The organism is Segatella copri (genome assembly GCF_024330485.1).
Lineage (GTDB): Bacteria > Bacteroidota > Bacteroidia > Bacteroidales > Bacteroidaceae > Prevotella > Prevotella copri_L.
The window spans coordinates 46,131-69,926 of sequence record NZ_JANDWX010000018.1 but is presented as its reverse complement, the minus strand read 5'-3'; the positions used below and the strand labels follow the sequence as shown (position 1 = coordinate 69,926).

Below are 23,796 nucleotides of genomic sequence, written 5' to 3'. Positions count from 1 at the left end.
TTAGTCAGTATACATCTGTAGGTATATTCGCCTTCCCAAATGTCAAGGTCTCCATCTATTCGCCTTTGTCTCTGTATGACAAGACGATACGGTTTTCCTTTCCATTTCTCAACAAGGATAGAATTCAACTCAAACTCAATACCGTTGATTTCAACAGTTTTCCATCCAGTTAAGGCAAACATGGAATCGTAGAAAGAAGAGCATCTGTTGGCACGAATATAAAAATGCCTGCAATGAGCCTCTACCATATCTACGATTTCCTCCGAACATGAGCCGCAATCCATGCGGGCACGAGAAATATATATTTCCGAAGCCTCCAATCGCTTGAAGATTCTTTCAAAAGTTTCTTTTTGGTTGAAGCGCACGTTTGTGTTGCCGCCTCTATTTTCAATACCAACAATCATGTCGTTAATGACAGCTACACCTGGACTATAGCCCAAGAACTTCTTGTAGGTTGGTTTTGCATCATACTTCTCTGTTTCAATGAACTGATGGTCAAAGTCAAAATCATACTCTTGACCGGATTTCAATTGACCAGTAGCAAGCAGGGCATTGACCAGTAAGCAGTTCATCTTGTCTGCAGTATTGAAATCATAGGATTTGCCAGAAGCTGACTTATAGGTGATGCTCTTAAAAGTCAGTTCTTCGATAGCACGTAATATGGTGTCTGCGCTGCAAGTGCGAAGAGTTGGATGAAGAGACAAATGTTTCATCAGGTGAGTTGTAACATCCTCAAGACATGAGCCACCACAAAGATATACGCACATCAGAGAGCGTAGAATCTCGCTATATTGATAACCAAACATAGTGCATCTCAATCCCAAGGTGGAATCTATGGTTTGAGCTAAAAGAGCATCAAATTGCTCCATAATCGAAAAAAATCCCCCAAAAGGAGTGAGTTTCTCAGATTTTATTTGTACTTTTGCCATGTCATTCAGAATTTTGTTTGTTTTTATTTTGCAACACTAAGATAAGTGAAATTTCTGACATGGCAAAATCCTGAGCAACTTTTTGTTGCTCAGGTGCTTATAAAAAATATTAAATTATAGTGTTGCGGAAATAAGGAAAAAATAAAAGTCCCTAGGAAAAGTGGCAGAAAGCATGTTTTTAAGAGCATTACATATTTTATGTTACATATTTTGTGTAATGCAAAGATAAGTCTTTTATTTGATACTGCCCAATATTTCAGCTCTTTTTCTATGCTGATATTCTAATAGGGCTGATTTGCTCCTTTATCATGCAACAAACAGCGATATCATTCAGAAAAATCAGTGAAAAACAGAAAAATGTAGATAAAACTGAAAAAAGTTAGCTAAAAATTTGGTGGTTCGTGAAATTGTTTATACATTTGCCGATGAGTTATTTTCTTGATTAGAAACCGGAGGAATAGCTCCTTTTTTTCTCTTCTCTATGATATTAAAAGAGAAAAGAGAAGGAAAAATTAAACTGGTATCGAAAAAAAGTATCCCGCCTTTTTACTTTTCCTGTATTCTAAGTTCATATAGTTGTGACGTTCATCTAATCGAGCTCAAAAATGATGATAGTGAACTTTAGTGAGAGTAGATTTATAACAGGTGGTAGAATCAGTTATTCTGAAATAAACGATTTTTATTAAAAATTACGCTAAAATCAGCCGAATAGCTAAAAATGAACTATTTATGAGTTTTTCACCTCAACAGAGGTAATGATTTAGCAACAGTTCTAAATTCTGCAATCTGCATACGTTTGCTGCCTAACAACTCTTTTCGGCTGCAAAAATACAAAAAAAATAATGAATCTAAGAATTTTATTAAACAAAAAATATCAAACAGAGTAATATGTTGCAAAAAGCACGGTCTTACTAGTAGTCTGTAAAGTCTAAAAGTTGAGTAAAACGTCGTTCGTCACATACTGATGATTGATGAAATATCACACGTGCCTTACTAAACTTTTAGACTTTACAATCTACTAGTTGTTTATTTTGCGAAATACGTATTTACAACATTTGTTGTTGTATTTTGCAATTTTAGCAACTTGTCGGTAAATTCTAAAACTTTAAACTTAACAGGGAAAGTTTTTGTACCCTTTCCTTCTGATGGAAAAATAACATAAAATGTTTCTACGTTTTCCTGCTGTATTAAGTATGGCTTCTCTATAGTATGAGTCTGTCCATTAAAGGAGAAACTAGTTGTGTATGTCGTATCTTTGAATATAAGATTCGAAGTATAAGACTTTCCTTTTGGCAATTGCAACTCCCATTTTTTACCTTTTAAGCTGTCGATTTTAAATGATTGTGCATGAACTAATTGCCCATTTAGGAACAATAGAGAAATAAAAAAATATTTAAAAATTAACTTCATATTTATTTAATTACTTTATACCTGTTAATACTATATTATAATCTTGTAAAAAATACCCAGCATTAACTGAGTACATACAAGCAAGCTCAGGGTCCATATAAATAGCAGCACCCGTATTGGAGTTATATCCTACACATAACACATTATGGGCAGAGCTTTCTATTTGGCTATTTACATCAGTCATGACGGGATGCTTGGCATCTATTGCAGACTTATAATTTGTAAATGTTTGAGTTTTAAAGAAATGTGTTACAAAAGGCTCGATATAATCCAAAGAAACACCATCAATCAAAGGATTTGAATTATATGTTTGTGTATAATATAGAATATACGCTCCCTCATTTACTGTTCCACCAAAAACTTTATTGTTTGCATACTCCATAATTGATGTTACGCAGGCATTAGGTATTTGCTTTGCCATTGTTGTTGGCAAACTACTTTTGACAAAGACATCACCTTTTTGTTTTGAATATTTTGTCGGGTTATAAATTATTTGAGTGGAAATCTGTTCTTTCGACACATTGTCTGGCTCGATTAAATCAGTCCCTTCACATGCGACCAAAAAAGTCACAGGAATAAAAAATAACAAATGTTTTATCTTCATATACATTTTCCTTTCCAAATGGTTTCGTCATTCAATTCTTGCACTTGTAGCAACCATTTTTAAACCTACAAGATTCTATATTTTTTTGCAAATTTACAAAAAAAATATTTTAAGTGTTGAAAAATTAAAATTATTTATCCTTTTTAACAATATATCTTTGTTTGCCTAGAAATATCTTTTTAAATTTTGACGCTACAAAGATAGCGTGATTTTTCTGACATATCCAAATCCTGAGCAACTTTTTGTTGCTCAGGTCTTTAGATTTTTTCTTCTTTATTTATCTTCGGATTTAAGGTTCTTCTATCTTTTGAGATATTCCATTGCTCCTTGAACCATTCAACAATAGGCTGTCTATTGATACACAGAAACAATTGGTTCGGCTTGGTAGAATCAGAGAACACCTTGATTTCTGCATTCTCCACATTGAACTTTCTTCTGTGCTTCTCGGAATAGAGTGAACCGCTAAAGTTGAGTGCCTTTCCAGCAAGGAGCACACTAATTTGTTCAGCCGTGAAGCCTATCCTCTTGCACAAACTTTCTATTTGCAAGTATGCCTCCAACATCGGGAACCAACGCTTGGCTTTGCGGATGATGTTGTTGAGCATCGTTACCTCCGTGGAGTGCTTGCTTTTCAAATCTACGACCTCTGCTTGGTGTTTCTGTTGCATCTCGCCGAGTTGTTGGGTGTGGCTGTCCTCCATTCGCTGTATTTTCTCATGGAGTTCGTCAATGTATTGCTCTCGGTTTGTCACAAGCTCGCACAACTTTCGGTTGTGTTGCTCCACCTCCTTCAATTTTCCACTACCTAAAAGAGAACCAATCTTCGACACAAAGGCTGTCTTGGCTTCCATCTTAGCAGCCTGTAGCTTCTCCGTGCTGATTTCACTCTTGGTTTGTTGTAGAAGTCGCTCTGCTTCCTCCACATCGGATTGCAGCAGTTTCATGCAGTTTTGAAGTCTCTCCGTCTCTCGCTTGATGTTACGGTAATACTGTGCCGTGGAGGTATGCCTCGCATCCGACCCACGGACACCTCGCTTCAAGCCATACTTGCCCATGGCTTCAGCATAGCTGTCGTGATAGCCAACCATCTTGTCACGGTTGAGCACATCATCGGCACACAACCTCACGACATTGGCTTTCTTGCGGTATGTCCGCTTGCCCTCTTCCGTTGTCTTGTTCTTCGCCTTTCTCCGTTCGCCAGTCACTATCGGAACGATGGAGGCGTGGAGATGTGGCGTGTGCTCGTCCATGTGGAGAACCACCGACACGACATTCTCCTTGCCGAACGTGTCCTGCAACCACTTCAAGCTGTCGTTGCACCAATCGTCAAGCTGATCATTGGCTGCGATGTTCATCATGTCCTCGTGCGTTCCAGACAGCACGGTTCTAATCACCCTCACCTGGTCATTGGTTATCTTGCGCTTGATGCCTGCCGTCTTGATGCGGTGGGCGATGGCTTCGTCACGACCATACACACCGCTCGGCATCTTGACAAGCTCACGGTTGAGGTGAGTTCTCGTAGGGTCAGCGTTGTCGGGTATCACCTTGCGCTCTATGTGGTCTGACTCCCTTGCGTCAGAGCTGCCCTTTGCCTTCTTGAAATCCAAACTGAAATGTCCCATAATAAACTTGTTTTTGAGTTGTACAAATCCGCTTGCCGCATTGCGTCCTGCGCATGGCTCACGGGGTTTCAAAAGGGGATGCCCCTTTGCTCAAATGGGTGTTTTTAGCGGTGGCGTGCCACTGCGTCAAGAAAACGCCCTATTGAGCTATGGCTTTTCCGTTCAGAATAGCCATTGGAGCAGGAACCGCCTACATACCTAAGGCTGCGCCTTTCTTCCGAGGTGGAGCAGTCCGCTTAACAGGCTGTACTTGGTGTACCGACTGTTTGGATTTCACTCCGCACAGATAGTCGTTCAAGTCGTTGTACTCGCTGTACAAGTGGGATGCATCCCTCACACGGTAGCTGAGGGCGTTCTCGATGGCAAGCGTTGCCTTCCGCCCTGCCTCGTCGTTGTCGAGCAGACAACTGATGCGCTCGTAGCCGTGGAGTGCGTCAACAGCCTTGTCCACATTGCTTGTGGAGTTGAGTATCACGTAGTCCTGCGCTTCCAATGACGGACAAGACGGAAACTTCTCCATGCGTAACGAGAGAAAGGAAAGATAGTCCATCATGCCCTCGAAAACATAGCAAGAGTATCTTGGCTCGCCTTGCTGTCGGATATGTGTGATGTCCTTGGGGGACATGCAACCCTTGAAGAATCGGTTACGAACCTCGTAACCGCCCGACTTGTTCTTGAAGCCGATGGCGAAGTAGTTCTTGCCATTATGCGAGAAGTGGAGTTCCACACATTCCTTTCGGGCTATGCACAGGTCAATATTCCGCTCGCTCAGATAGCGCAGGAGTGCAGGGTGGTTGAGCTCCCTAACCTCCAATCTCTCAAAACTCGGCTCGGAAGCTTGCTGAGGGAAAGAAAAGTCGGTCGGGCGTACATGGGGCGCTTGCTTCTCCATCTTGTCCAAGAGATATGGCAAGTTGTCTGATGCGTAAAGGTATGACGCAAGGGTGATGATGTTGCCGCCCTTGCCCATTCCGAAGTCGAACCAACTGTTCATCGTGGTGTTCACCTTAAAAGATGCCTCGCTTTCGTTTCTCAGCGGTGACTTGTACCAAAGGTTTGCACCCTGCTGCTTGACAGGGCGGTGTCCCAAACTTTGCAGATAGTCTGCAATCTTGATTTGCTTTGCTTCTTGAATGTTCATGTCTTACTGTGGATTAAGTGGTGTATATATTTCTGATGAATTGTTGAAAATAGTATGTATTGATATGATAACCAAAGGCTTATCTTCTCAACAAACTCTCAACAAATGGTTCTTTTCAACAAAATCACTGGGCAAAAGAGAAAGACAGGCATTAGCTGTCATGTTTTCTCTTTTCAACAGTCTCTTTCTTTTGTTGAGAGATTTGTTGAGAAAATGTTGAGCCTTAAATACTTGATATTCAACACTTTTTTCATCATATTCAACAATTCAACAAAATTATATGCTATTTAGCTTGTCCCTCGTTACAGTGTAGAACCTGCCCACACGTTTTGTTGGCGAGTAGTGACCGCTGTTGTTGTAGGTGTACTCGTATGAGGTGTAGGTGAGGGCGTTCTCTGAAGGTTGCAGCTTCCAATTGTCCTGCACTATCTTTCGCACAAGGTGCTTCTCCGCTTTCACGTGGTTGCATTGCAACAAGGCGATTGCGTCATTGAGGCAGAACTGCAAGCTGTCGGTCTGGGTGTTCTCCATGACCTCAAGGAACAGCTCCGACATTTCCACCTCAAGCCTGTTACGGTTGCAGCGTATGATTCTCCTCAGAGCATCGGTCGCTATCTGTTCGGGGGCGAACCACATTCGGCTCTTGTGCTCTGTGGATAGCGTTCTGCCTTGCAGATGGAACAGAAAAGCGGGTATCTCCGCCTTCAGTTTCTCCAAGAAGTCGGTATCGTCAGATTGCAACGATGAAATCTTCCTCACCCAATATCGGGTCTCGCCCTCGTCAATGATGACAGGGAGTGATTCGTTGTTGGAGCACAGCACGAACTTGGCAAAGAAGGAAATCTCGTTCCTGTCCTTGCCCTTGGCTTCCACCTTGTACGAGAGGGTGGTGCTGAGGTTCTTCAACCGCTCGGAATCCTCCCTGCGACTGAGCAACACCTCGTCCACGACAATCAGCAGCTTGCCAGCCCAATCGGAATTGAACTGACTGCGGAAGTCCTCGTTGGTGTTGAATGTCACGTTGTCTTGGAACAACGCTTTCAGAAAGTTCAAGAACGTGGTCTTGCCTGTGTTCCTCTCCTCTGATACGAGCAGCAGAATGGGCAACTTTTGCACAGGTTTGAGATAGAGTAGTTGCAGGTAGTCCATGCCAAGCTCGTATTGCTCACCAAAGATGTGACTTACCAACTTCTTGATGTTCGGAAAGTCCCCTTGCATTGGCTTGTGACTTATCGGCTCGTATAGATTGAGGAAACCATCTATCACCGTGCGATGGTTCACATGTTCTGGAACGGTACAGAAGCCGTCATACTTGTGAACGTACTTGATGAACTCCTTGCCGTAGTCCTGACGCAAGGTTTCCATGTTCCAAGGAATGCGCTTTCTTACCTTTCCACCACTGATGTTAGGTTGGTCAACCACCTTGTACAAGGTAGTGCCAACACGGATGAACACCTCGTTTGTCGGAGGTGCAGCCTGTGGCTGTTTGCTTCCCACAGCCACAGGCTGATTGTTGTCGTTTGTCTTGCTCATAATCTAACCTTTGTGAGTTGATAAAATTAAAGTTGCAAAGGTAAGGGCGGAAAATCAAAACGCAAAACACAAACCTACGCAGAATGGAGAAGTTTGCACCGGCAATGTTAAAAGATTGGAAATCAAGGTGCTTGATGTAGCCTTTCGGGATAAGATAGAACGAAAAATCCCGAAGAAAGGCTTGCTGGTAAACCTTTCCTCGGGATGAACAAAAATGTATTCCTGCATGTCATACGTTTTATATGTCATACGATAAAACTGTAAAACGTTTGACATCGGCAGTTCTTCGTTCTTCACAGAAATGCTTGATACGACAGTGAATCAGTACGTCAGCAAGTCTATACGACAGTGAATAACCGATGCCTCAAAGATGCGAGTTTTTCAGCTAAAGTAATTAGTCCCTCCGTAGAGTTGCAGGACAATGGCTGTTTTCTCTTTTGCTCCGTACAGCCTCTTGAAGATGGCATTACGAAGTTGCATAGCCCCATTAGAGGTGAGACGGAAGCAAATGGCAACAACCATAGGGAATCCATACAATGTTTGCCAAATACCCTTGGAAGTTTCTTGTCTTTGTTGGACTTCCGACATAGACAACATGCCTTCTTTATATATGACTTGTATCACAGAGTTGAGTTTTGGGGCGGTAACATGAAGCATATTGACCAATTCTCCCTCACTCATCCACAAGTTCTCCAAGTTGGACGGAATGGAAAGTATTCCATTTCCGTCCACGGTGATTACAGTCCTTTTCATACCATTCCTCCCATAACAGGCAAGTGCCCCTTGATTCGACTTTCAAAGACTGCTATGTCATGGTCAAGTTTGTTGCTTGTCACCTTGGCGTATATCTGCGTCGTGGTGATGTTTGTATGGCCAAGAATCTTGCTCACGCTCTCTATCGGCATACCATATTCCAAGGCTAAAACAGCCCAAGAGTGGCGAGACACGTGAAATGAAACCCGCTTCTTGATGCCACACATTGCAGCAACTTTCTTGATGCGCTTGTTGATGTTGCTAAGATTGCCGATATTGAATACGTGGCTTCCTTTTCTGAAAGACTTGTATCTCTCAATAATCTGCATGGGAATATCCATCAACTTGATTTGAAAAGGTACACCAGTCTTCTGACGCTTGGACACAATCCAAGGAGCACCGTTTATCATGCTGATGTTATCTTCCGTCAAGTTCTTGATGTCGATGAAAGAGATACCTGTCCAACAACCAAAGAGAAAGAGGTCTCTCGCAAATGCCATATTCGGGTCTTCCAACTTCATCTCTGTCATGGCGGTAAGCTCGTCCAAGGTCAAGAACTCACGTTCCTTGTGATCTGGGTCAACGTGGTACATGGCAAACGGATTTCTTGGTATCTTGCCGTTGTAGTGAGCTGCCGTTACGATATGTTTCAGTGGTATGGAGTAAATCCAAATAGAGGACTGCGCAAGTCCTACAACATTCTTCAAGTACAGACAATAGTCACGAATGAACTCCTCTGTAAGCTCATTCATGGACATATCGCTGCGCTTGTACTGATACTTGATGAACTCGGCAACATACTTTCTTACCGTCAGATACTTGCGGTAGGTGTTCTTGGCTCTGTCCTTGCCTACACGCTTGGCAAAGGCTGCGTTCTCCTTGTCAAAGGCTCTGAGCAAGGTCTCGTACTCTGTGCCTATGCCTTGGTAGGCATTTCTCACCATCTCAGCTGTAACGAACGCCTCACGGTCGGAAAGGCGTTGGTAATGCTTGGCGATTTGAGCCTTGATGTTGTCAAGCGCAAAGTTCACCTCCTTGGCTTCCTTGCTCTTGCCAATGGCTCTGTTGCCCTTGGCATCCCAGATAGCCTTGGTCACGCTCTGCTTGCAACTGAACTGTGCGATAGTTCCGTTGATTGTCACTCGTCCCATGATAGGGACAATTCCGTTTCTCTCCTTGCTTCCATTTATATAGAAGACTGTCTTGAAAGTGCATCTCATAATTCTTACTTTTTTGTTCGGTGCAAAATTAAACTATGAGAGCTGCATGACAAAACCAAAACTTACGCAGAATGGGGAAATATGAACCGTCACCGTTAAAAATGCTTATTAGGGCGTTTCTGCGAGGTAATGATTTGAAAGCGTTTCTATTTCATCAATCTGCGTTTTCCGCATTTCCTTGTCTGTGCCACTTAAAGCCAACGGCTGCCACAACCACTTGAAACTCAAAATAAAAGCATCATTCTGCTATTTTTTGCTTTTTTAGGCGTTATTTTTTTAGAAAAAAAAGTATTCCGCCTTTTTACTTTTCCCATTTTGAATGGTCATATAATCGTAACGTTCATGAAAATAAACGAATATGAGTATAAATGACAATGGCATAGTGGATACGCTGAAGGAATGCCCGGAGAACGGATTCAGAATGCTGATGATGAAGTATCAGGAACCGGTTTACTGGCATATCCGCCGACTGGTGGTTTCGCATGATGATGCACAGGATGCCTCGCAGGAAACCTTCGTGAGAATCTATCGCTCGTTCGCCAACTATCGGGGCGATTGCTCTCTGAGAAGCTGGATTTATCGCATAGCCACGAATGAGGCTCTTAGGATTATCAGCAAACGGAGACAGGAAGTTGTTTCCATAGAATCGGAAACCACAGGTGTCAACCTGATTCAAGGTGATGATTATATCGACTTTGATGATAAGGTGGCGGTGAAACTGCAGAAGGCGATTCTCTCGCTGCCGCCCAAGCAGCAGCTGGCATTCAACCTTCGTTATTACGATGAACTCGGGTTTGATGAAATAGCGAAGGTTGCGGATTCCACACCAACAAGTATCAAGGCAAGCTATCATGTTGCCAAAGAGAAAATTATCAAGTACATGAATTCGAACGATTAAGTGAGAGTTCTGTGAGTTTTTAATGGTTATTCAAAATGGAAAAGAATATGGATACAAATTTTGATTTCAATAACACTGAGAAATTTGATTTCAGTAAGGTGGGTAAGCGAATGCCCTATTCTACACCCGATGATTTCTTCAAGGATATGGAAGCGAACATCCTGGAACAGGTGAAGGATGACAAACCGAAACCTGTCAGGATACAGCCGAAGAAACGACCTCTGATGAAGGTGATCTGGACGGCTGCAATAGCTGTGGCTGCATCGGTGGCAGTACTCCTGGTACTCAACATCGATTTCTCAGCCTCTTCTTCTCAACCTTCACAGGTGAATAACGGAATACAGGAGGTAGATCAGGCTTTCGCACAGCTGTCTTCTGCCGATCAGGCTTATCTTCTCTCTGTATATCAGGAGGATGTGTTCCTCAACAATTAAACGGATTCAATAATAATTTAAAATGATAGAGTTATGAAACGAATTTTGGGTATTTTAATGATGGTCATCGCCATGATGACGGTTACTACAAGTGTATGTGCACAGGCGCCTAACCAGAAGCAGCGCCTCAGTCGTGAACAGTTGGCAGAAAAGCAGGCTCAGTACATCTCTCGTAATTTGGGGCTTGATGAAAAGACCAACGCTAAGTTTATCGAGACCTATACTGATTGTCAGAAAGAGGTATGGGCTTTAGGTCCTCGCCCTCATCACAAGAAGGGCGAAATGAAAACGGATGCTCAGACCGAACAGGAAATCAAGCAGCGTTTCGAGATGAGCGAGAAGATTCTCAACATCCGTCAGAAATACTACAAGAAGTATTCACAGTTCCTGAGCCAGCAGCAGATTCAGCGTGTTTACGAACTGGAGCGACAGATGATGAAGCGCTTTGCCCAGAAAGGTCCGCGCAAGAGAATGGGTAAGGATGGAAGACCAGGTCCGAGAAGAATGCATGGACCTGCACAGCAGAAGTAAAAAACGGCAGAAATGTTTAGCGTAATAATATATTAGTCCTCTTATACAAGGAAAAAAGATTACTTTCTATATTCAAATATATGCGAACGACGATTGGTGCAGGAGCGTGCGCCAATCGTCTTTTCTTTCTCATGTAATTATTTCTGTCATCTTTTCATAAGAGATTTTTCCTGCTTGTTCTCCCAAGCCAGAATCAGACCGATGACGCCGGCATAGCTCTTTCTGCCGCCTTCTACATGGTTGCCTCTCAGATAGAGTTCGAAGAAGAAATCCTGGGCGGCATCCAGTGCCTTGCATCTTTTGCCCTGCCAGTATTGGCGGTCGCTTTTCAGCAGCCTGATTATCTCAGGCCGGATATGTTTCAGATATTTCTCACCTTCCTTTTCGCCGAGAATGTCGAATACATTATATAATACATGGGGCAGAATGTGGTAATATCCGCTGAATTTCACCGCCTTATCCTGTGATGCCGTACAGACGAGATAACTGTAGAAATTTGCCTCTCCTTCGTTAGCAATGCCCAGGAAATGAGCAAATTCATGGGCATAGGTAGCAGGATAATCGTGTGCAAGAATATCGCCGTTCAGCGTAAATTCGCAGAAGAATGGTCCCATGCTGCCGGTTACACCCGACATCGAACTGATGGGCGTAAACACCATCGTCTTGGCATGTGGATGCTGGTTGAAAGGCGGATTGATGCCCTCCCGATAGCCTATCTTGTTATATTCCTTCAGAACCGCATCCCGCACCCGATTCTTCAGTTTATCATCCACAATACAATTGAATTTTTCACTCTTCCCTCTCCGTTCTTCACTCAAAAGGTTGAGGCTGTCGGCATACTGGTAGGCAAATTTCCGGAACTTCTCTTCCGAAACCTCAGCTGGCTGCATGCCAACTCTATAATAGATAACAGGCTGCGAATAGTTCAGTCCCCAAGCTGCATAAAACCATACATATACCCACAGCAGATATTCAATTACCCTTCCGAAAACCGCCTTTTTCTTCGGATAGCCGCCGCTCTTGGCAGCAAGAAAGATAAACCGACGGGCGAGTTTCTTCCGTAATCCCATCTCGTAGATAGGATAGAGGATGACCCAGGCGATGCTGAGAGCTATGAAAATATCGCCCACGGCAAAGGGAAAGATGCCTGAGATGGGCGAAAGAAGGCTGCCGATAACGGGATAAACACGGTAGGTGTAGATAACTCCCCAGAGAGGAATCATCTTGGTAAGGGTGACGAGGATGAGCAACAGCAGCAGTACCCAGTGGCGCCACTTCATTCTGTCGAGTCGTAAAGTATGTAATATCTTCATCTTGTTTCTTGTTTTTTATCTTGCATGGCTCTTGAACAGAGCTGTTTTTTTGCACTTTTTGCCCCTGATGTGCAGAGATGGTGCAAAAATACAAAAGTTTTCTGAAATATTGACATCATAAATCTGTTTTTTTAGTAATTTTGCCATATTAAAAGTTGAACTTAATAAATAGAGGAGGAGTTATCATGAAACAGACACTGGAATCATTCGAGGCTATGAACCTTGAATATGAGAACCTCTATAATGAGGACGATGAACGTAGAGAATATAATTCTGTCTGGTACAGCTAGTTACAATGTATTATAAAAAGGCTGTAACAGGTGAATTAAATTAGTGTTACATATAAAAAAGATCGTTAGGATAATAAAAGACTATGCCATAGTTACTAAAGAAATGATGTAACATAGGCATAGTCTTTTTTTTTATGTCCTTTCCTTGCTGGCTGTTCTTTCCTGCATTTCTATTTTTCGAAGTGCTGGTAATCTTTGCTGTGTTTCCAGTCACCTCCCCATCTGAATCCTTTTGCCTTGAAAAGCCGGTAGCAGAGGTCGCCTTTCTTTATCATATAAGCGTGGTTCTTGCTGCGGTCCAGATAGGGGCGGGCGGTGGCAGGTTCCACCACTTCCTTGCCGTTCTTCAGTCTTTTGTGGTAAGGATTGTAGAGGGTGTTGATGTCTACGGCCAGTCCCCTTCCGTGCTTCGATACCGTATGGGTATGCGAGATGAAGCGGAAGTTGAAACTGGAGGAGTTGTTGGCTCTCATCGCCCTTTCGTCGTCGGCATCCCAGTAGTCAATGAGTCTCATCCGTTCTATCGGATATTTCGCCTCGTAGAGCTTTTTCAGAATATCGAGCACATCTGTGGCTATCGCCCTGTTCACCACCATCTCTCCTACGATGTTTCTGCCGTCCTTGTCTACGTGCAGGCATCTTATGTATCTCAGTTCGCTTCTTGCCACGGTACAGTTTTTCTTGTATGTCTTGCCCTGCATCAGGCGGAAGATATCATCAGGAATAGTGGAGATGGAGAAGAAATGCTTCTCGCCCAGTTTTCTGATGGTTTGAGAACTGACGTTTTCTCCAGGCTGCTGTGCCTTAGATGGAAGGCAGAAAAGTCCGGAAATAAACAGGCATATCATCAATATCTTTTTTGCTTTCATCACGTTTCTCCTTATTTTGCTACGGGTATATAATGCGAATCCTTGATTTCTCCAATCACGATAATGCTGTGCAGACTTCCGATGCAGTCGATGTTTCCCAGGGTGTTGAGCATGAAGTCCTGGTAGGCTTTCATATCGCGGGCATATACCTTGATCTGGAAATCGTAATCACCGGTGGTGTTGTAGCATTCCGTTATCTGGTCGATGGTTTGCACGGTATCCATGAATTGCTGAATCAAATCGTGGGTGTGCTGCTTGAGCCGGATATTGCAGAGCACGATTACGTTGTGCCCCAACTTGTGATGGTCTACGATGGCTCCATATCGCTGGATGTATCCCTCGCGTTCCAGCCGCTTCTGCCGCTCGAAGGTGGGGGAAGGGGAGAGGTGTACTCTTGCAGCAAGTTCCTTCACGGTGAGTCGGGAGTTCTGCTGCAGTAACTTCAGTATTCTGATGTCTGTTTCATCAAGTTTTTCTTCTGTTGTCATTGTTCCTTTATTTCTGTTTTTACTGATTCTTACAGAATAATATTCTGCTGATTTGCTTAATTCGCTGCAAAGATAGTATATTTTTCTGAATTACGGAGAATATTTGGCAAATAAAATTCTTCTTCTTACCTTTGCACCCGCAATTCCGGATGCAAAGCGTCATTCATCGGTAATGACAGGATAAAGAGTCATTCACATCAAATAATAATAAGGAGATAAAAATATGAGCAACGTAAGAAATATACATTTTGAGGCAGTGGGCAGCTATTTGCGCCCTGCAGAGTTGAAGGATGCAAGAGCTAAGTTTGCTGATGGCAAGATTTCTGCCACCGACCTTCGCGCCGTAGAAGACCGGCTGATTACTGAGGTCATCAGTCAGCAGAAGACGCATCGCCTGCCTTATATCACCGATGGCGAGTTCCGCCGCAGCTATTGGCATCTCGACTTTATGTGGGGATTCAATGGCGTGGAGCATATCGAACTGGAGCATGGCTACCAGTTTCATGGCGAGGAGACAACCAAGGGCTCTATCCAACTGACCGGCAAGATTACCGGCGAGAATCATCCTTTTATCAAGGATTTCCTGTTTGTAAAGCAGTTTGAGGAGTTGGATGCCAATGGCGAATATATCTTCGAGGCAAAGCAGACGGTTCCTGCTCCGGCTCAGTTTCTTGCCGAACTGTTCCGTGGCAAGAATGCCGAGAATACCCGCAAGTTCTATCCTAACACTACCCAGCTGATTGAGGATATTGCCCAGGCTTACCGCACCTTCTTCCAGGAGATTTATGCAGCCGGTTGCCGTACCATCCAGCTGGATGACTGCACCTGGGGAATGATTGTGGATAGCGATTACTGGAAGGCTAAGGTGGGCACAGGTTTCACCCTTGAGCAGGAAGCCCTGCAATATCTGAAGGTGAACAATCTTGCCATCGAGGGCAAACCGGAGGGGTTGACCATCAACACCCACGTATGCCGTGGCAATTATCATTCCTGCTATGCCACCAAGGGTGCCTACGATGCCGTAGCTCCTTATCTCTTCGCTCATGAGAAGGTAGATACCTTCTATCTGGAGTATGACGATGAGCGTTCGGGTGGTTTCGAGCCGTTGAAGTATGTGGCAGATGGCAAGAAGGTGGTTCTGGGTCTGGTAACCTCCAAATCTCCGGTGTTGGAAGATAAGGCTACGGTTATCGCCCGCATCCGAGAAGCAGCCAGATATATCCCCCTCGATCGGCTCAGTCTCAGTCCTCAATGCGGCTTCGCCTCTTGCGAGATTGGTAATAAACTGACCGATGCTGAGCAGTGGGCAAAGATTGATCTGGTGAGAGAGATTTCCGAGGAAGTTTGGGGATAATGATATATTCAAGGAGAAGATGTGTTGTCTGTCATGGCTGCACATCTTCTCTTTTTTTATTTACTTTTTATCAAAAATGTTTGGTGTTTTCATGAATTACTAGTAACTTTGCACCCCGAAAATTAAAAACATCATTCATTAAGATTATCAGAAAATGGAATATATGTCTCAGGAAGGTTACGATGAACTCGTGGCCGAACTTCAACACATGGTTAACGTAGAGTTGCCAGCCGTTCGCGATGCGATAGCTGAGGCCCGCGATAAGGGCGACCTCAGTGAGAATTTCGAGTATCATGCAGCCAAGCGTGAGCAGGGCAAGCTTTTGAGCCGCATCAGCTTCAAACAGAAGGTCTTGGAGAATGCCCGTGTCATCGACAAGTCTCGATTGAAGAGCGATACCGTTGGCTTGTTGAGCAAGATTAAGATTACCAATCTCGCCAACAAGTGCAGCATGAATTATACCATAGTAAATCCTCACGAGGCAGATCTTCATAGTGGCAAGATTTCCATCAAGTCGCCTATCGCCAAGGCACTTCTGGGTAAGAAGGCAGGTGAAGAGGTAATGGTAAAGGTACCAGCCGGCTTGCTCAAATTCCGCCTGGATAGCGTGGAGTTATAATGTATTCTTTAAAAGGAAAACTCCCGATAATTTGAAACTGATCAAACTATCGGGAGTTTCTCTTTTTATTCTAATATTTTTCCAGAATCTTATTCAGTAAGAAGGTGGCATTCTGGTTTCTTGCCACACCCTTCTGTATCTTATAAGTATAGGTAACATCTGTGCCTAAATCTATCTCGAAACAATAGTTGTGGAATTTTCCTGATGCATCATTCTCCATCTTGGAGAGCTCCAGATCGTGGGTAGCGATGATACCGCTCACCGGCTGCTTGGCAATGGCTTCGAGGAACTTTCTCGAACCATTCAGCTTATCCAATGAATTCGTTCCCTTCAGAATCTCATCCAGAATAATCAGCGTTCGGAGTGGCTCCTTATTGTCTTCTCCACTTTCCTTGCAGAACTTTCCCTCAGCACTTTCCCTGCAGAACTTCAGCAGCTCCTCCAGTCTTATCAGCTCAGCATTAAAGTAAGAGATGCCATGCGTCAAATCATCGGTGGTTCTCATGCTCGAGAACAATCTGAAACGGGAAATCTTCAGCTGATCCGCAAACACCGGCATACCCGCCATTGCCAGGATATAGTTCACGCCCAGCGAACGCAGGAAGGTACTCTTTCCCGCCATGTTGGCTCCGGTGATGATATAATAGTTGTCGTCCTTGATGGTGAAATCGTTCTTCACCGCCTTGGTTCCCAGGAAAGGATGATAGAGATTCTTTCCCTCGAACACGATTTCCGGACTTCCGATTCCTGCATTTTCTGAAACATCGCTTTCAGTATCTGCTTCCGGACTTCCCGAAACAAATTCTGCCTCTTCCGCCTCTGGATGATTATATCTGAAATCCGCCATCGAAACCATCGCATCCATCTCGCTGATGGTATGCATCCATTCCTCCATCTTCATCATATAGGTATTCTTCCATTTCAGAAAACTGCGAACCAGAAAGAAATCGCTCAGCATGAAGGCATCGGTGAAGAAAAGACCCAGGAAGTTGCCTCTTCTGTCATACCCCTTCAATATCTTTTCCAGTTGGGCAAAGGAAGGCAGGGCATCTGCCAGGGAATTCTGCATCTCCTTGCCTGATTCGCTATGGAAATTGCGCCTGTTGATAAGCTGAAGTATCTGAGCATAGGCGATGAGCTGATGGCGAAGCTTGCCGCCATTGCTGTCTATCTTATCAAGTGTCTGCTTGCAGACGAAGAACACCACCATGTATTGAACCAACACCCACCACAGGGCGAAATCCACCGAAATCATATTGCATATCGATAAAATCACGGAACCGATGACTCCGATAATCAGCAGCCATCCGATGACGAGCGAAACCGGAGACCCAAACCATGCCGGCACCTCCATCTTCGAAACCTTCTGCATCGCATCCATCACTGCAGCAGAATCAATCTTTTTCATCTTGCCATTCACAGTCTGGCTTCTGTTCTTTTCGCCAAGTGCCAGAAATTCCATTCGCCAGTTTTCGCCTTCTCCCGCCAATTCCTTCTGCAAATCTCTTCTTCTTTTGATATCTTCCAGGCTCAGAGGCGTTTCCCAGGTAAGATTCCTGGCGAGCGCCTCCGAACCGCCCGATGTGATGGTTCGGCAGATGCGGTTGAACAGTGAACTCTTGCCGAAAACATCGAGGTCGAAGGAATAAGGATGCTGCGGATTCTGATAGGAATCTCCCGTTTCGAAAGGCGAGAAATCGCCCTCCAAAGCCTTGATTTCGTCCTGATAAACCTTGAGCAAAGCCGAAAGATGCTCTATCTTCTCCTTGTTCTTGTCGTCAAGTCGTCTGATTCCCAGATAGGCAATCAGGCACAGCGCCGCCCCCAACAGATAGTTCTGTGTATCCCCATCCAATGCGAAATAGCAGATCAGGAAGGCGAGGATGCCGCCGAAAGCCAGTAGCTCGCCCGTTATAAATCCCGTATTCTTACGCTTCAGGGCAGCCACCTCAGAAGCGTATCGGCTTACATATTGTTGATAATTCTCCTTGATATTCATTCTTTTTCTTTATTATGAATTTTTTGATGTGCAAAATTAGGGATAAAATCTAGATTTCCAAAATAAATTCTCTCATTTTAAGTCTTTTATACTTATATTCGTGATAGGAATCTGGCTTTTATGAACCCTTGGCAGTAAAAAGTGCTATGAAAATTTGGCTGTTCTATAAAAAATAAGTAATTTAGCACCGAAATAAAAATAGCTATTTAAATGACAAGCCAATGGGGACTTTCCATTCTATAGATGAATTGATTAAAACTCTTGACCGGGAAAAGGTTTTGCTGAAGGAGATGTTTGCCAAGCGACATTCCCTTCAGTTTCGTTATGACTATGCCTTGGAAATGACCGAATACAAGGAGGAGCGCATCCGATATTTGATAGAAAATGGAGTGATTCGTGATACGGGCGACTGTCTGGAGATGGAAGACGTGTATCAGAAGTTCTTCGAGGATGTGCTGGAAGTGAACGAGGAAATCAATGTTTCTTCGGTGCGTGATTATATCTCTGTGTTGAATGAGAATATCGACTATTATCTCAAGGAAAATAACGAATCCCGAAAATATAAGTATCTCAAGGAGGTGCGCCGGTGCCTGAAGACCATAGCCCTTGCCACCGTTCGAAATGTGTTGGATTTGAAGCGTAATATGGATAATACTTATAAGAATGAGCCTAATTACGAAATCAAGAAAACGAAACTCCAGCGACTGAGCGAGAAGTTGAAGAACATATCTCAGCTCATCACCGAGAGCGAACGGGTGATAGATACCGATCAGCCCGTCTTCTTCTCCATGGCGATGGATGTGCGGATGAAAAACGTGGTGAATGATGTGCGCCTTCAGTTTAACGAGTCTTATCATAATCTGCTGGAGATAGAACGCCAGATTATCCAGTACCTCAATATGATAGATTATCAGAACCGCATCTTCGAAAAGGTGAAGAAACTGAAATATCTGAAAGACCAGTTCCGATGGGAAGAGGCTACGGATGTAAGACAGGTTATTGCCACCCGGAATGCCGTATGGATGGAACCGCAACCCAAGTATTACATCAAGTTGTCGATAGATAATCTTCGCACATCTGATGAGGCTCTGCAATGCATCAGCCTTCTTTCAGAAAAACTGAAAAAGAGGAAAGGTCGCCGACTCGATACTTTGGCAGAACCTATTCCCGATGATTATCTCAAAGGTAACAGGCAGAAGTTGGAGGCGGTGAATCTGCAGGAAATCTATAATGCCTTCTCGGCATCGAGTACCCATCTCTTTGCTTTCGTCATGAATTATCACTATGATAAGAAACAAAGCCGGGAAGATAAGCTCGTGTATTTTTGCCAGATAGCTTCGCAATATGTGGATAAGTTGAAATTTACAGGCAATTATGCAGAGGCTGACGGAGTGGAATATCCTGTGATATTTCCGAGATAAAAATACGATTCTTTCTACGATAAAAGAAGACAGAACAATGAATAAATTGAATTATACAGAAGAAATCTTTAATATTCTGAGCAGGGGTGGATTCATATCCAACAACAGTGTTCAGGCAAGAATCAAGCGGTATTACGATGCCATCGAAGACCATCAGGCAGAATACGATGAGTACTACCAGGGCATCGGATTCCATCTGGAAGCAGGCGACGGCTACTTCTTTTTTACCCGTAAGGAAACCAAGGTGGATTTGCTGCGTAAATTAGAGGCGGTGAGCAAGTGGATAGATTATCTCACCTTTCTGAAGACTTACAATTCAGCCTTCGGAGCCGGTTTGGTATTCTCTGCGGCGGATATCGTGGTGAGAATCAATTGTGATATGGAACTGAAGGAATTGGCAGGAAAACTCTTCAGCGAGAAAAAATCGTATGATGAAATAGTGGAAAAACTGATTAGCGAATTGGAGAGAATGGGATTCGTTGAGCAGCAGGATGAAGTGGAGAAAACCTGGAAGGTATTGGCTTCGTTCCATTATATTGAGGAGTTGATAGATTGCATATCTATTACCGATGATACTGATAATACTGATGATGCCGAACATACCGGAGAAAAAGATAAAGAAACGGATAAGGAAAAGGAGGAACAGCCATGAGATATCTGAATAAAATCATATTTTTGAATAGTGCCCATATCCCATACGCCGAGGTGAAGCTCGATGGAAACGTTCATTTCATCGGCACCCAGGGTGTGGGCAAGAGTACCTTGCTCCGTGCGCTGCTGTTCTTCTATAATGCTGATAAGTTGCGTCTGGGCATCCCGAAGGAGAAGAAATCGTTTGATGCCTTTTATTTTCCATATCCCAATTCATATATCGTCTATGAGGTGATGCGTGAGAATGGGGCCTACTGTGTGCTTGCCTTGAAGAATCAGGGACGAGTGATGTTCCGTTTCATCGATGCCCCGTTTGATAGCAAATGGTTTATTGATGAGCGTAAGCAGGTGTATGGCGAGTGGAGTCAGATACGTGAGCAGGTGGGTAAGAAACATGATATATCTTCGCTCGTAAGCAGTTATGAGATGTATCGTGACATCATCTTCGGCAACAATCGACGCCAGGAACTCCTGTCTTTCCGCAAGTATGCCATTGTTGAGAGTGCCAAGTATCAGAATATCCCCCGCACCATCCAGAATGTCTTCCTCAATACCAAGTTGGATGCCGATTTCATCAAGAATACCATCATCCGCTCGATGAGTGATGAGGATAACAGCATTGACCTCAACTTTTATCGTGAACAGATCAAGGAGTTTGAACAGGAGTATAAGGATGTGAGCCTCTGGACGAAGAAAGAGAAAAATGGCGAAATGCTGATTCGCCGCATAGCCGATAAGGTGATAGATGCTTATCGTACCTTGCTGAACAATCGCCGCCTGATTGGCGAGGGGCGCAGGGAACTCAATTATGCAGAGCGTGTGGCACAGGAACTCCTGCCGCAATATCGTCTTGATATCCAGGAAAGTGAAGCGGAATGCAACCGGGTAAGTCGCCTGATAGGTGAGGAACAGGAAAAATATGGAAAGGAGCGTGATAAACTCTCCCGTGAATTGGGCGTATTCGATGCGCAGCTAAAGAAAACTGCCGCCAAGCGCAAGCATTATGAGGAAATTCATATAGAAGATATCTTGCAGCGAGTAGAGCAGGAAACCATCATAGAAGATGAGCGCAGGCGACAGGAAGCGATGAAGGCAGAACTGGAGAAATCCTATCAGAACGTGGTGGATAAGTATAAGGCTCTGCTCGAACAGCTGGATATGGATTTGCGTGCTTTCAGAAACAGCAAGACCACCTTGCTCAATGAACATCAGGCAGCCTTGATGACCCAGAAGGAAGTCCTGATGCAGGAATGGAGAAAGGCTGAAACGGAAACCCGAGAGGTGTTTCAGAAGAAGATTTCTGCTGTGGATGAGATGATGGCGCAACTGGTGCATGAGGAAACTGCCTTGAAGATTCAGAAGGCAAAGGTGGCTCACGAGAATCCTTTTGCCCGGGAGATGGAGACAAACGAACAGGAGTTTGCCGAATTTACAGCCAGACAATTTCAGGTAGAAACCGAGATTAAGGAAGTGGAACTGCGCATTGAAACCTTGCGTCAGGAAGCTGAGAAGGAATTGGAGATAGCAGAACTGAAATACCAGGCTTCGCTCGATGAACCCAAGAAGCAGAAAGCGGATATTGAGGCTGAAATCAGAAAAATTCAGAATCTCCTGGAGAAGAGCAAAGGCTCGTTTTCCGAATGGCTCGACCAGAACAGAAAGGGATGGCAGGAGAATATCGGAAAAGTGGTAGATGAGGAGGCGATACTATATAATAATGTATTGAATCCGCAATTGGTTGCCGATTCTTCGTCATCATTATCTTCTTCGTCTTCATCGTCTTCATCTTCATCATCAACCTCTGCTTCTCTCTATGGCGTAAGCATCAATCTGGCAGCTGTAGAGCGAAAATTCAGAACTCCCAAGGAATTGAAGGAGCAACTCGCAGAAAAAGAACAACTTCGTGCAGACATCATCAAGCTGCTGAATGATTTACAGAACCAGCATGAGGAGGACAATAAAAACTTGAAGGGGAAATATCAGCTTCAGATAAGAAAGCTGAATGAATCGCTTTATGCTAAAATGGCTGAAATGCAACTGTTGCCTCAGACGGAAAAGAAGCTCAAGATGCAATTGCTGGAGTTGAAAAACCGTTTGGAGAAATGGCGCAGCCAGCAACTGTCTGAATTGGAAGATAAGCAGAATGCGCTGGTTTCCGATAAGGTGAAAAAGGAAGAACTGAAGCATCAGCTGGAGACGGATTTGCAGCGCAAACTGAAAGCGCATCAGGCGGAATACAACCGGCAGGTTAAGGTGGAGACTCAGAAATATGAAGTCTTTGCCCAGGATATTCGTACCCAGATAGAAGATAAGCAGAACCAGATGGATGCCCGCAGACAAGAAATCATGAAAGCACAGCACGATGAACTGCATGGCAAGGGTATGGATACCCAGGCTTTGGATGCTTACAACAAGCGCATAGCAGAACTGGATGCTGAATTGGCGTTTATCAGGAAGAATCGTGATGTGGTGGCGGTTTACCGAAACGACAAGATAGAACTCTTTGACCAGGAATCTTCCGTAAGACAGGAACGGAAAAACAAGGCTGAGGCTTTGATGACGATTGAAGATAAATTCAGGCAGCGCAGTGAACGACTCAAGCTGCAATTGTCTGTGGCACAGGAAAAACTGGCTAAGCAGCAGGCTGCTTTAAGAAAGCTGGAGGCGGGCTTGAATGCAGTAAAGAACTTCCGGAGCGATGCAACCTTGTGCCCGTTGGGTAGTAGTGAGATTGGGGAGAAAATCACCACCAAGGATTGTCTTGCCATCGTAGAAGAGCTGAAGCGCCAGATATATGAGGATAGCCGTACGCTCGACAATTTCAAGAAGCAATCGCAGGATTTCCTGGGTAAGTTTTCTGCCCACAACACCTTCCATTTCAATGTAAGTCCGGTAACGGAAGAGGAGTTCATCGCCTTCGCATCCAATCTCTGCGAGTTTGTGGATAATGATAAAATCTCGGAATATCAGAAGCGCATCAGTGGAAGATATACCGACATCATCTTCCGAATCTCCAAGGAGGTGGGTGATCTTACCCGAAGGGAAGGCGACATCGGCAAGACCATCAACGATATCAACCACGATTTCGAGGAGCGGAATTTCGCAGGTGTTATCAGGGAAATCGCCTTGCGCCCGTTGAAGAGCAACGATCAGCTGATGATCCTCCTCTTGCGAATCCGAGACTTTGCGGAAGAGAATCAGTTCAATATGGGAGAGATGGATCTCTTTGCCACCGAGTCACGCCAGGATGTGAATGCCAAGGCGGTGAAATATCTGCTTGCTTTCATGAAGGGGCTTCTGGATGAGCCTAACCGCAAGCAGTTGCAGGTGGCTGATACCTTTAAGTTGGAGTTTCGCATCAAGGAAAACGATAATGATACGGGATGGGTAGAGAAGATAGCAAATGTGGGCTCTGATGGCACCGACATTCTGGTGAAGGCGATGGTTAATATCATGCTCATCAACGTGTTTAAGGAGAAGGCATCGAAGAAATCGGGTGATTTCAAGATTCATTGCATGATGGACGAGATAGGCAAGTTGCATCCTAACAACGTGAAGGGAATCCTCGACTTTGCCAATCGCCGCAACATCCTGCTGGTAAACAGTTCTCCAACTACCTATAATGTGGAGGATTACAAATACACCTATCTGCTCAGCAAGGACAATAGGGCTTATACTAAGGTGACTCAATTGATCAAGAGATTATAAAAACTCTTG

At 44.1% G+C, this 23,796-nt stretch carries 20 protein-coding genes; 8 read left to right on the top strand and 12 right to left on the bottom strand.

Going from position 1 to position 23,796, the window contains the following annotated elements; all coding sequences use genetic code 11:
* From NNC77_RS10685 to NNC77_RS10650, 8 genes are all read right to left on the bottom strand, one after another.
* Positions 1 to 929: IS1380 family transposase (locus NNC77_RS10685; RefSeq protein ID WP_254986888.1), on the bottom strand; the 929-nt coding region annotated here is incomplete at its 3' end.
* 1,026 nt (positions 930 to 1,955) lie between these two features.
* Positions 1,956 to 2,339 carry a hypothetical protein gene (locus NNC77_RS10680; RefSeq protein ID WP_106812876.1) on the bottom strand — a complete coding sequence of 128 codons (384 nt, stop codon included), beginning with the start codon at positions 2,337 to 2,339 and terminating at the stop codon, positions 1,956 to 1,958.
* Between the two features lie 10 nt (positions 2,340 to 2,349).
* The gene (locus NNC77_RS10675; RefSeq protein ID WP_022328649.1) at positions 2,350 to 2,943 is read right to left on the bottom strand and encodes a C39 family peptidase; all 594 of its coding nucleotides are present in this window, start codon (positions 2,941 to 2,943) and stop codon (positions 2,350 to 2,352) included.
* A 257-nt stretch (positions 2,944 to 3,200) separates the two neighbouring features.
* Positions 3,201 to 4,565, bottom strand: coding sequence for a MobV family relaxase (mobV, locus tag NNC77_RS10670; RefSeq protein ID WP_254970822.1), 1,365 nt, complete (start codon positions 4,563 to 4,565; stop codon positions 3,201 to 3,203).
* Positions 4,566 to 4,755: 190 nt separating this feature from the next.
* On the bottom strand, positions 4,756 to 5,706 hold the full coding sequence (locus NNC77_RS10665) for a toprim domain-containing protein (RefSeq protein WP_254970823.1): 951 nt from the start codon (positions 5,704 to 5,706) through the stop codon (positions 4,756 to 4,758).
* A gap of 276 nt (positions 5,707 to 5,982) precedes the next feature.
* Entirely contained in the window at positions 5,983 to 7,239 is a 1,257-nt protein-coding gene (locus NNC77_RS10660; RefSeq protein WP_228114161.1) for a primase-helicase family protein, read from the bottom strand.
* A 381-nt stretch (positions 7,240 to 7,620) separates the two neighbouring features.
* A complete protein-coding gene (locus NNC77_RS10655) occupies positions 7,621 to 7,992 on the bottom strand; it encodes a hypothetical protein (RefSeq protein WP_117664364.1) in 372 nt (123 codons plus the stop codon).
* On the bottom strand, positions 7,989 to 9,212 hold the full coding sequence (locus NNC77_RS10650; protein ID WP_089544308.1) for a site-specific integrase: 1,224 nt from the start codon (positions 9,210 to 9,212) through the stop codon (positions 7,989 to 7,991). The genes NNC77_RS10655 and NNC77_RS10650 overlap by 4 nt, the downstream gene beginning before the upstream one ends.
* A 358-nt stretch (positions 9,213 to 9,570) precedes the next feature.
* Between NNC77_RS10650 and NNC77_RS10645 the strand changes: the two genes are divergently transcribed.
* The 3 genes from NNC77_RS10645 to NNC77_RS10635 are packed head-to-tail and all read left to right on the top strand — an operon-like array spanning position 9,571 to position 11,075.
* Positions 9,571 to 10,110 (top strand): RNA polymerase sigma factor, encoded by a 540-nt coding sequence (locus tag NNC77_RS10645; protein WP_254970825.1) that lies wholly within the window; start codon positions 9,571 to 9,573, stop codon positions 10,108 to 10,110.
* 47 nt (positions 10,111 to 10,157) lie between these two features.
* The gene (locus tag NNC77_RS10640; protein WP_147329731.1) at positions 10,158 to 10,544 is read left to right on the top strand and encodes a hypothetical protein; all 387 of its coding nucleotides are present in this window, start codon (positions 10,158 to 10,160) and stop codon (positions 10,542 to 10,544) included.
* A gap of 33 nt (positions 10,545 to 10,577) precedes the next feature.
* A complete protein-coding gene (locus tag NNC77_RS10635) occupies positions 10,578 to 11,075 on the top strand; it encodes a hypothetical protein (RefSeq protein ID WP_117695580.1) in 498 nt (165 codons plus the stop codon).
* Positions 11,076 to 11,221: 146 nt separating this feature from the next.
* Here the strand turns inward: NNC77_RS10635 and NNC77_RS10630 are convergent, their stop codons facing one another.
* From NNC77_RS10630 to NNC77_RS10620, 3 genes are all read right to left on the bottom strand, one after another.
* On the bottom strand, positions 11,222 to 12,388 hold the full coding sequence (locus NNC77_RS10630) for a DUF3810 domain-containing protein (RefSeq protein WP_254970828.1): 1,167 nt from the start codon (positions 12,386 to 12,388) through the stop codon (positions 11,222 to 11,224).
* Positions 12,389 to 12,848: 460 nt separating this feature from the next.
* Positions 12,849 to 13,547 carry a M15 family metallopeptidase gene (locus NNC77_RS10625; RefSeq protein WP_117695578.1) on the bottom strand — a complete coding sequence of 233 codons (699 nt, stop codon included), beginning with the start codon at positions 13,545 to 13,547 and terminating at the stop codon, positions 12,849 to 12,851.
* Positions 13,548 to 13,558: 11 nt separating this feature from the next.
* Positions 13,559 to 14,035: an Lrp/AsnC family transcriptional regulator gene (locus tag NNC77_RS10620; RefSeq protein WP_117695577.1), complete on the bottom strand. Its 477-nt coding sequence runs from the start codon at positions 14,033 to 14,035 to the stop codon at positions 13,559 to 13,561.
* A gap of 223 nt (positions 14,036 to 14,258) precedes the next feature.
* On the opposite strand from NNC77_RS10620, the gene NNC77_RS10615 reads away from it, so the two are divergent.
* Complete coding sequence (locus tag NNC77_RS10615) at positions 14,259 to 15,389, top strand: 5-methyltetrahydropteroyltriglutamate--homocysteine S-methyltransferase (protein ID WP_117695576.1); 1,131 nt, start codon at positions 14,259 to 14,261, stop codon at positions 15,387 to 15,389.
* Between the two features lie 154 nt (positions 15,390 to 15,543).
* Positions 15,544 to 16,008, top strand: coding sequence for a transcription elongation factor GreA (gene greA / locus NNC77_RS10610; protein ID WP_006848453.1), 465 nt, complete (start codon positions 15,544 to 15,546; stop codon positions 16,006 to 16,008).
* 70 nt (positions 16,009 to 16,078) lie between these two features.
* On the opposite strand, the gene NNC77_RS10605 is transcribed toward greA, so the two are convergent.
* A complete protein-coding gene (locus NNC77_RS10605) occupies positions 16,079 to 18,007 on the bottom strand; it encodes a MutS-related protein (protein ID WP_117695575.1) in 1,929 nt (642 codons plus the stop codon).
* 221 nt (positions 18,008 to 18,228) lie between these two features.
* Here NNC77_RS10605 and NNC77_RS10600 point away from each other — a divergent pair, with 221 nt between their 5' ends.
* From NNC77_RS10600 to NNC77_RS10590, 3 genes are read left to right on the top strand one after another with little or no spacing between them, the layout of a single operon-like run.
* Positions 18,229 to 19,428: a hypothetical protein gene (locus NNC77_RS10600; protein ID WP_234563898.1), complete on the top strand. Its 1,200-nt coding sequence runs from the start codon at positions 18,229 to 18,231 to the stop codon at positions 19,426 to 19,428.
* Positions 19,429 to 19,474: 46 nt separating this feature from the next.
* Positions 19,475 to 20,080 (top strand): condensin complex protein MksE, encoded by a 606-nt coding sequence (locus tag NNC77_RS10595; RefSeq protein WP_228121619.1) that lies wholly within the window; start codon positions 19,475 to 19,477, stop codon positions 20,078 to 20,080.
* On the top strand, positions 20,077 to 23,787 hold the full coding sequence (locus NNC77_RS10590; protein ID WP_234563897.1) for an ATP-binding protein: 3,711 nt from the start codon (positions 20,077 to 20,079) through the stop codon (positions 23,785 to 23,787). The genes NNC77_RS10595 and NNC77_RS10590 overlap by 4 nt, the downstream gene beginning before the upstream one ends.
* Positions 23,788 to 23,796: the final 9 nt, after the last annotated feature.

What these genes read in the sequence shown, in the direction of transcription:
- NNC77_RS10645 (WP_254970825.1), top strand. Translation starts at nt 9,571, where the DNA reads ATGAGTATAAATGACAATGGCATAGTGGATACGCTGAAGGAATGCCCG.
- NNC77_RS10640 (WP_147329731.1), top strand. Translation starts at nt 10,158, where the DNA reads ATGGATACAAATTTTGATTTCAATAACACTGAGAAATTTGATTTCAGT.
- greA (WP_006848453.1), top strand. Translation starts at nt 15,544, where the DNA reads ATGGAATATATGTCTCAGGAAGGTTACGATGAACTCGTGGCCGAACTT.
- NNC77_RS10675 (WP_022328649.1), bottom strand. Translation starts at nt 2,943, where the DNA reads ATGAAGATAAAACATTTGTTATTTTTTATTCCTGTGACTTTTTTGGTC.
- NNC77_RS10680 (WP_106812876.1), bottom strand. Translation starts at nt 2,339, where the DNA reads ATGAAGTTAATTTTTAAATATTTTTTTATTTCTCTATTGTTCCTAAAT.
- NNC77_RS10635 (WP_117695580.1), top strand. Translation starts at nt 10,578, where the DNA reads ATGAAACGAATTTTGGGTATTTTAATGATGGTCATCGCCATGATGACG.
- NNC77_RS10590 (WP_234563897.1), top strand. Translation starts at nt 20,077, where the DNA reads ATGAGATATCTGAATAAAATCATATTTTTGAATAGTGCCCATATCCCA.
- NNC77_RS10650 (WP_089544308.1), bottom strand. Translation starts at nt 9,212, where the DNA reads ATGAGATGCACTTTCAAGACAGTCTTCTATATAAATGGAAGCAAGGAG.
- NNC77_RS10605 (WP_117695575.1), bottom strand. Translation starts at nt 18,007, where the DNA reads ATGAATATCAAGGAGAATTATCAACAATATGTAAGCCGATACGCTTCT.
- NNC77_RS10620 (WP_117695577.1), bottom strand. Translation starts at nt 14,035, where the DNA reads ATGACAACAGAAGAAAAACTTGATGAAACAGACATCAGAATACTGAAG.
- mobV (WP_254970822.1), bottom strand. Translation starts at nt 4,565, where the DNA reads ATGGGACATTTCAGTTTGGATTTCAAGAAGGCAAAGGGCAGCTCTGAC.
- NNC77_RS10630 (WP_254970828.1), bottom strand. Translation starts at nt 12,388, where the DNA reads ATGAAGATATTACATACTTTACGACTCGACAGAATGAAGTGGCGCCAC.
- NNC77_RS10625 (WP_117695578.1), bottom strand. Translation starts at nt 13,547, where the DNA reads ATGAAAGCAAAAAAGATATTGATGATATGCCTGTTTATTTCCGGACTT.
- NNC77_RS10655 (WP_117664364.1), bottom strand. Translation starts at nt 7,992, where the DNA reads ATGAAAAGGACTGTAATCACCGTGGACGGAAATGGAATACTTTCCATT.
- NNC77_RS10660 (WP_228114161.1), bottom strand. Translation starts at nt 7,239, where the DNA reads ATGAGCAAGACAAACGACAACAATCAGCCTGTGGCTGTGGGAAGCAAA.
- NNC77_RS10600 (WP_234563898.1), top strand. Translation starts at nt 18,229, where the DNA reads ATGGGGACTTTCCATTCTATAGATGAATTGATTAAAACTCTTGACCGG.
- NNC77_RS10615 (WP_117695576.1), top strand. Translation starts at nt 14,259, where the DNA reads ATGAGCAACGTAAGAAATATACATTTTGAGGCAGTGGGCAGCTATTTG.
- NNC77_RS10665 (WP_254970823.1), bottom strand. Translation starts at nt 5,706, where the DNA reads ATGAACATTCAAGAAGCAAAGCAAATCAAGATTGCAGACTATCTGCAA.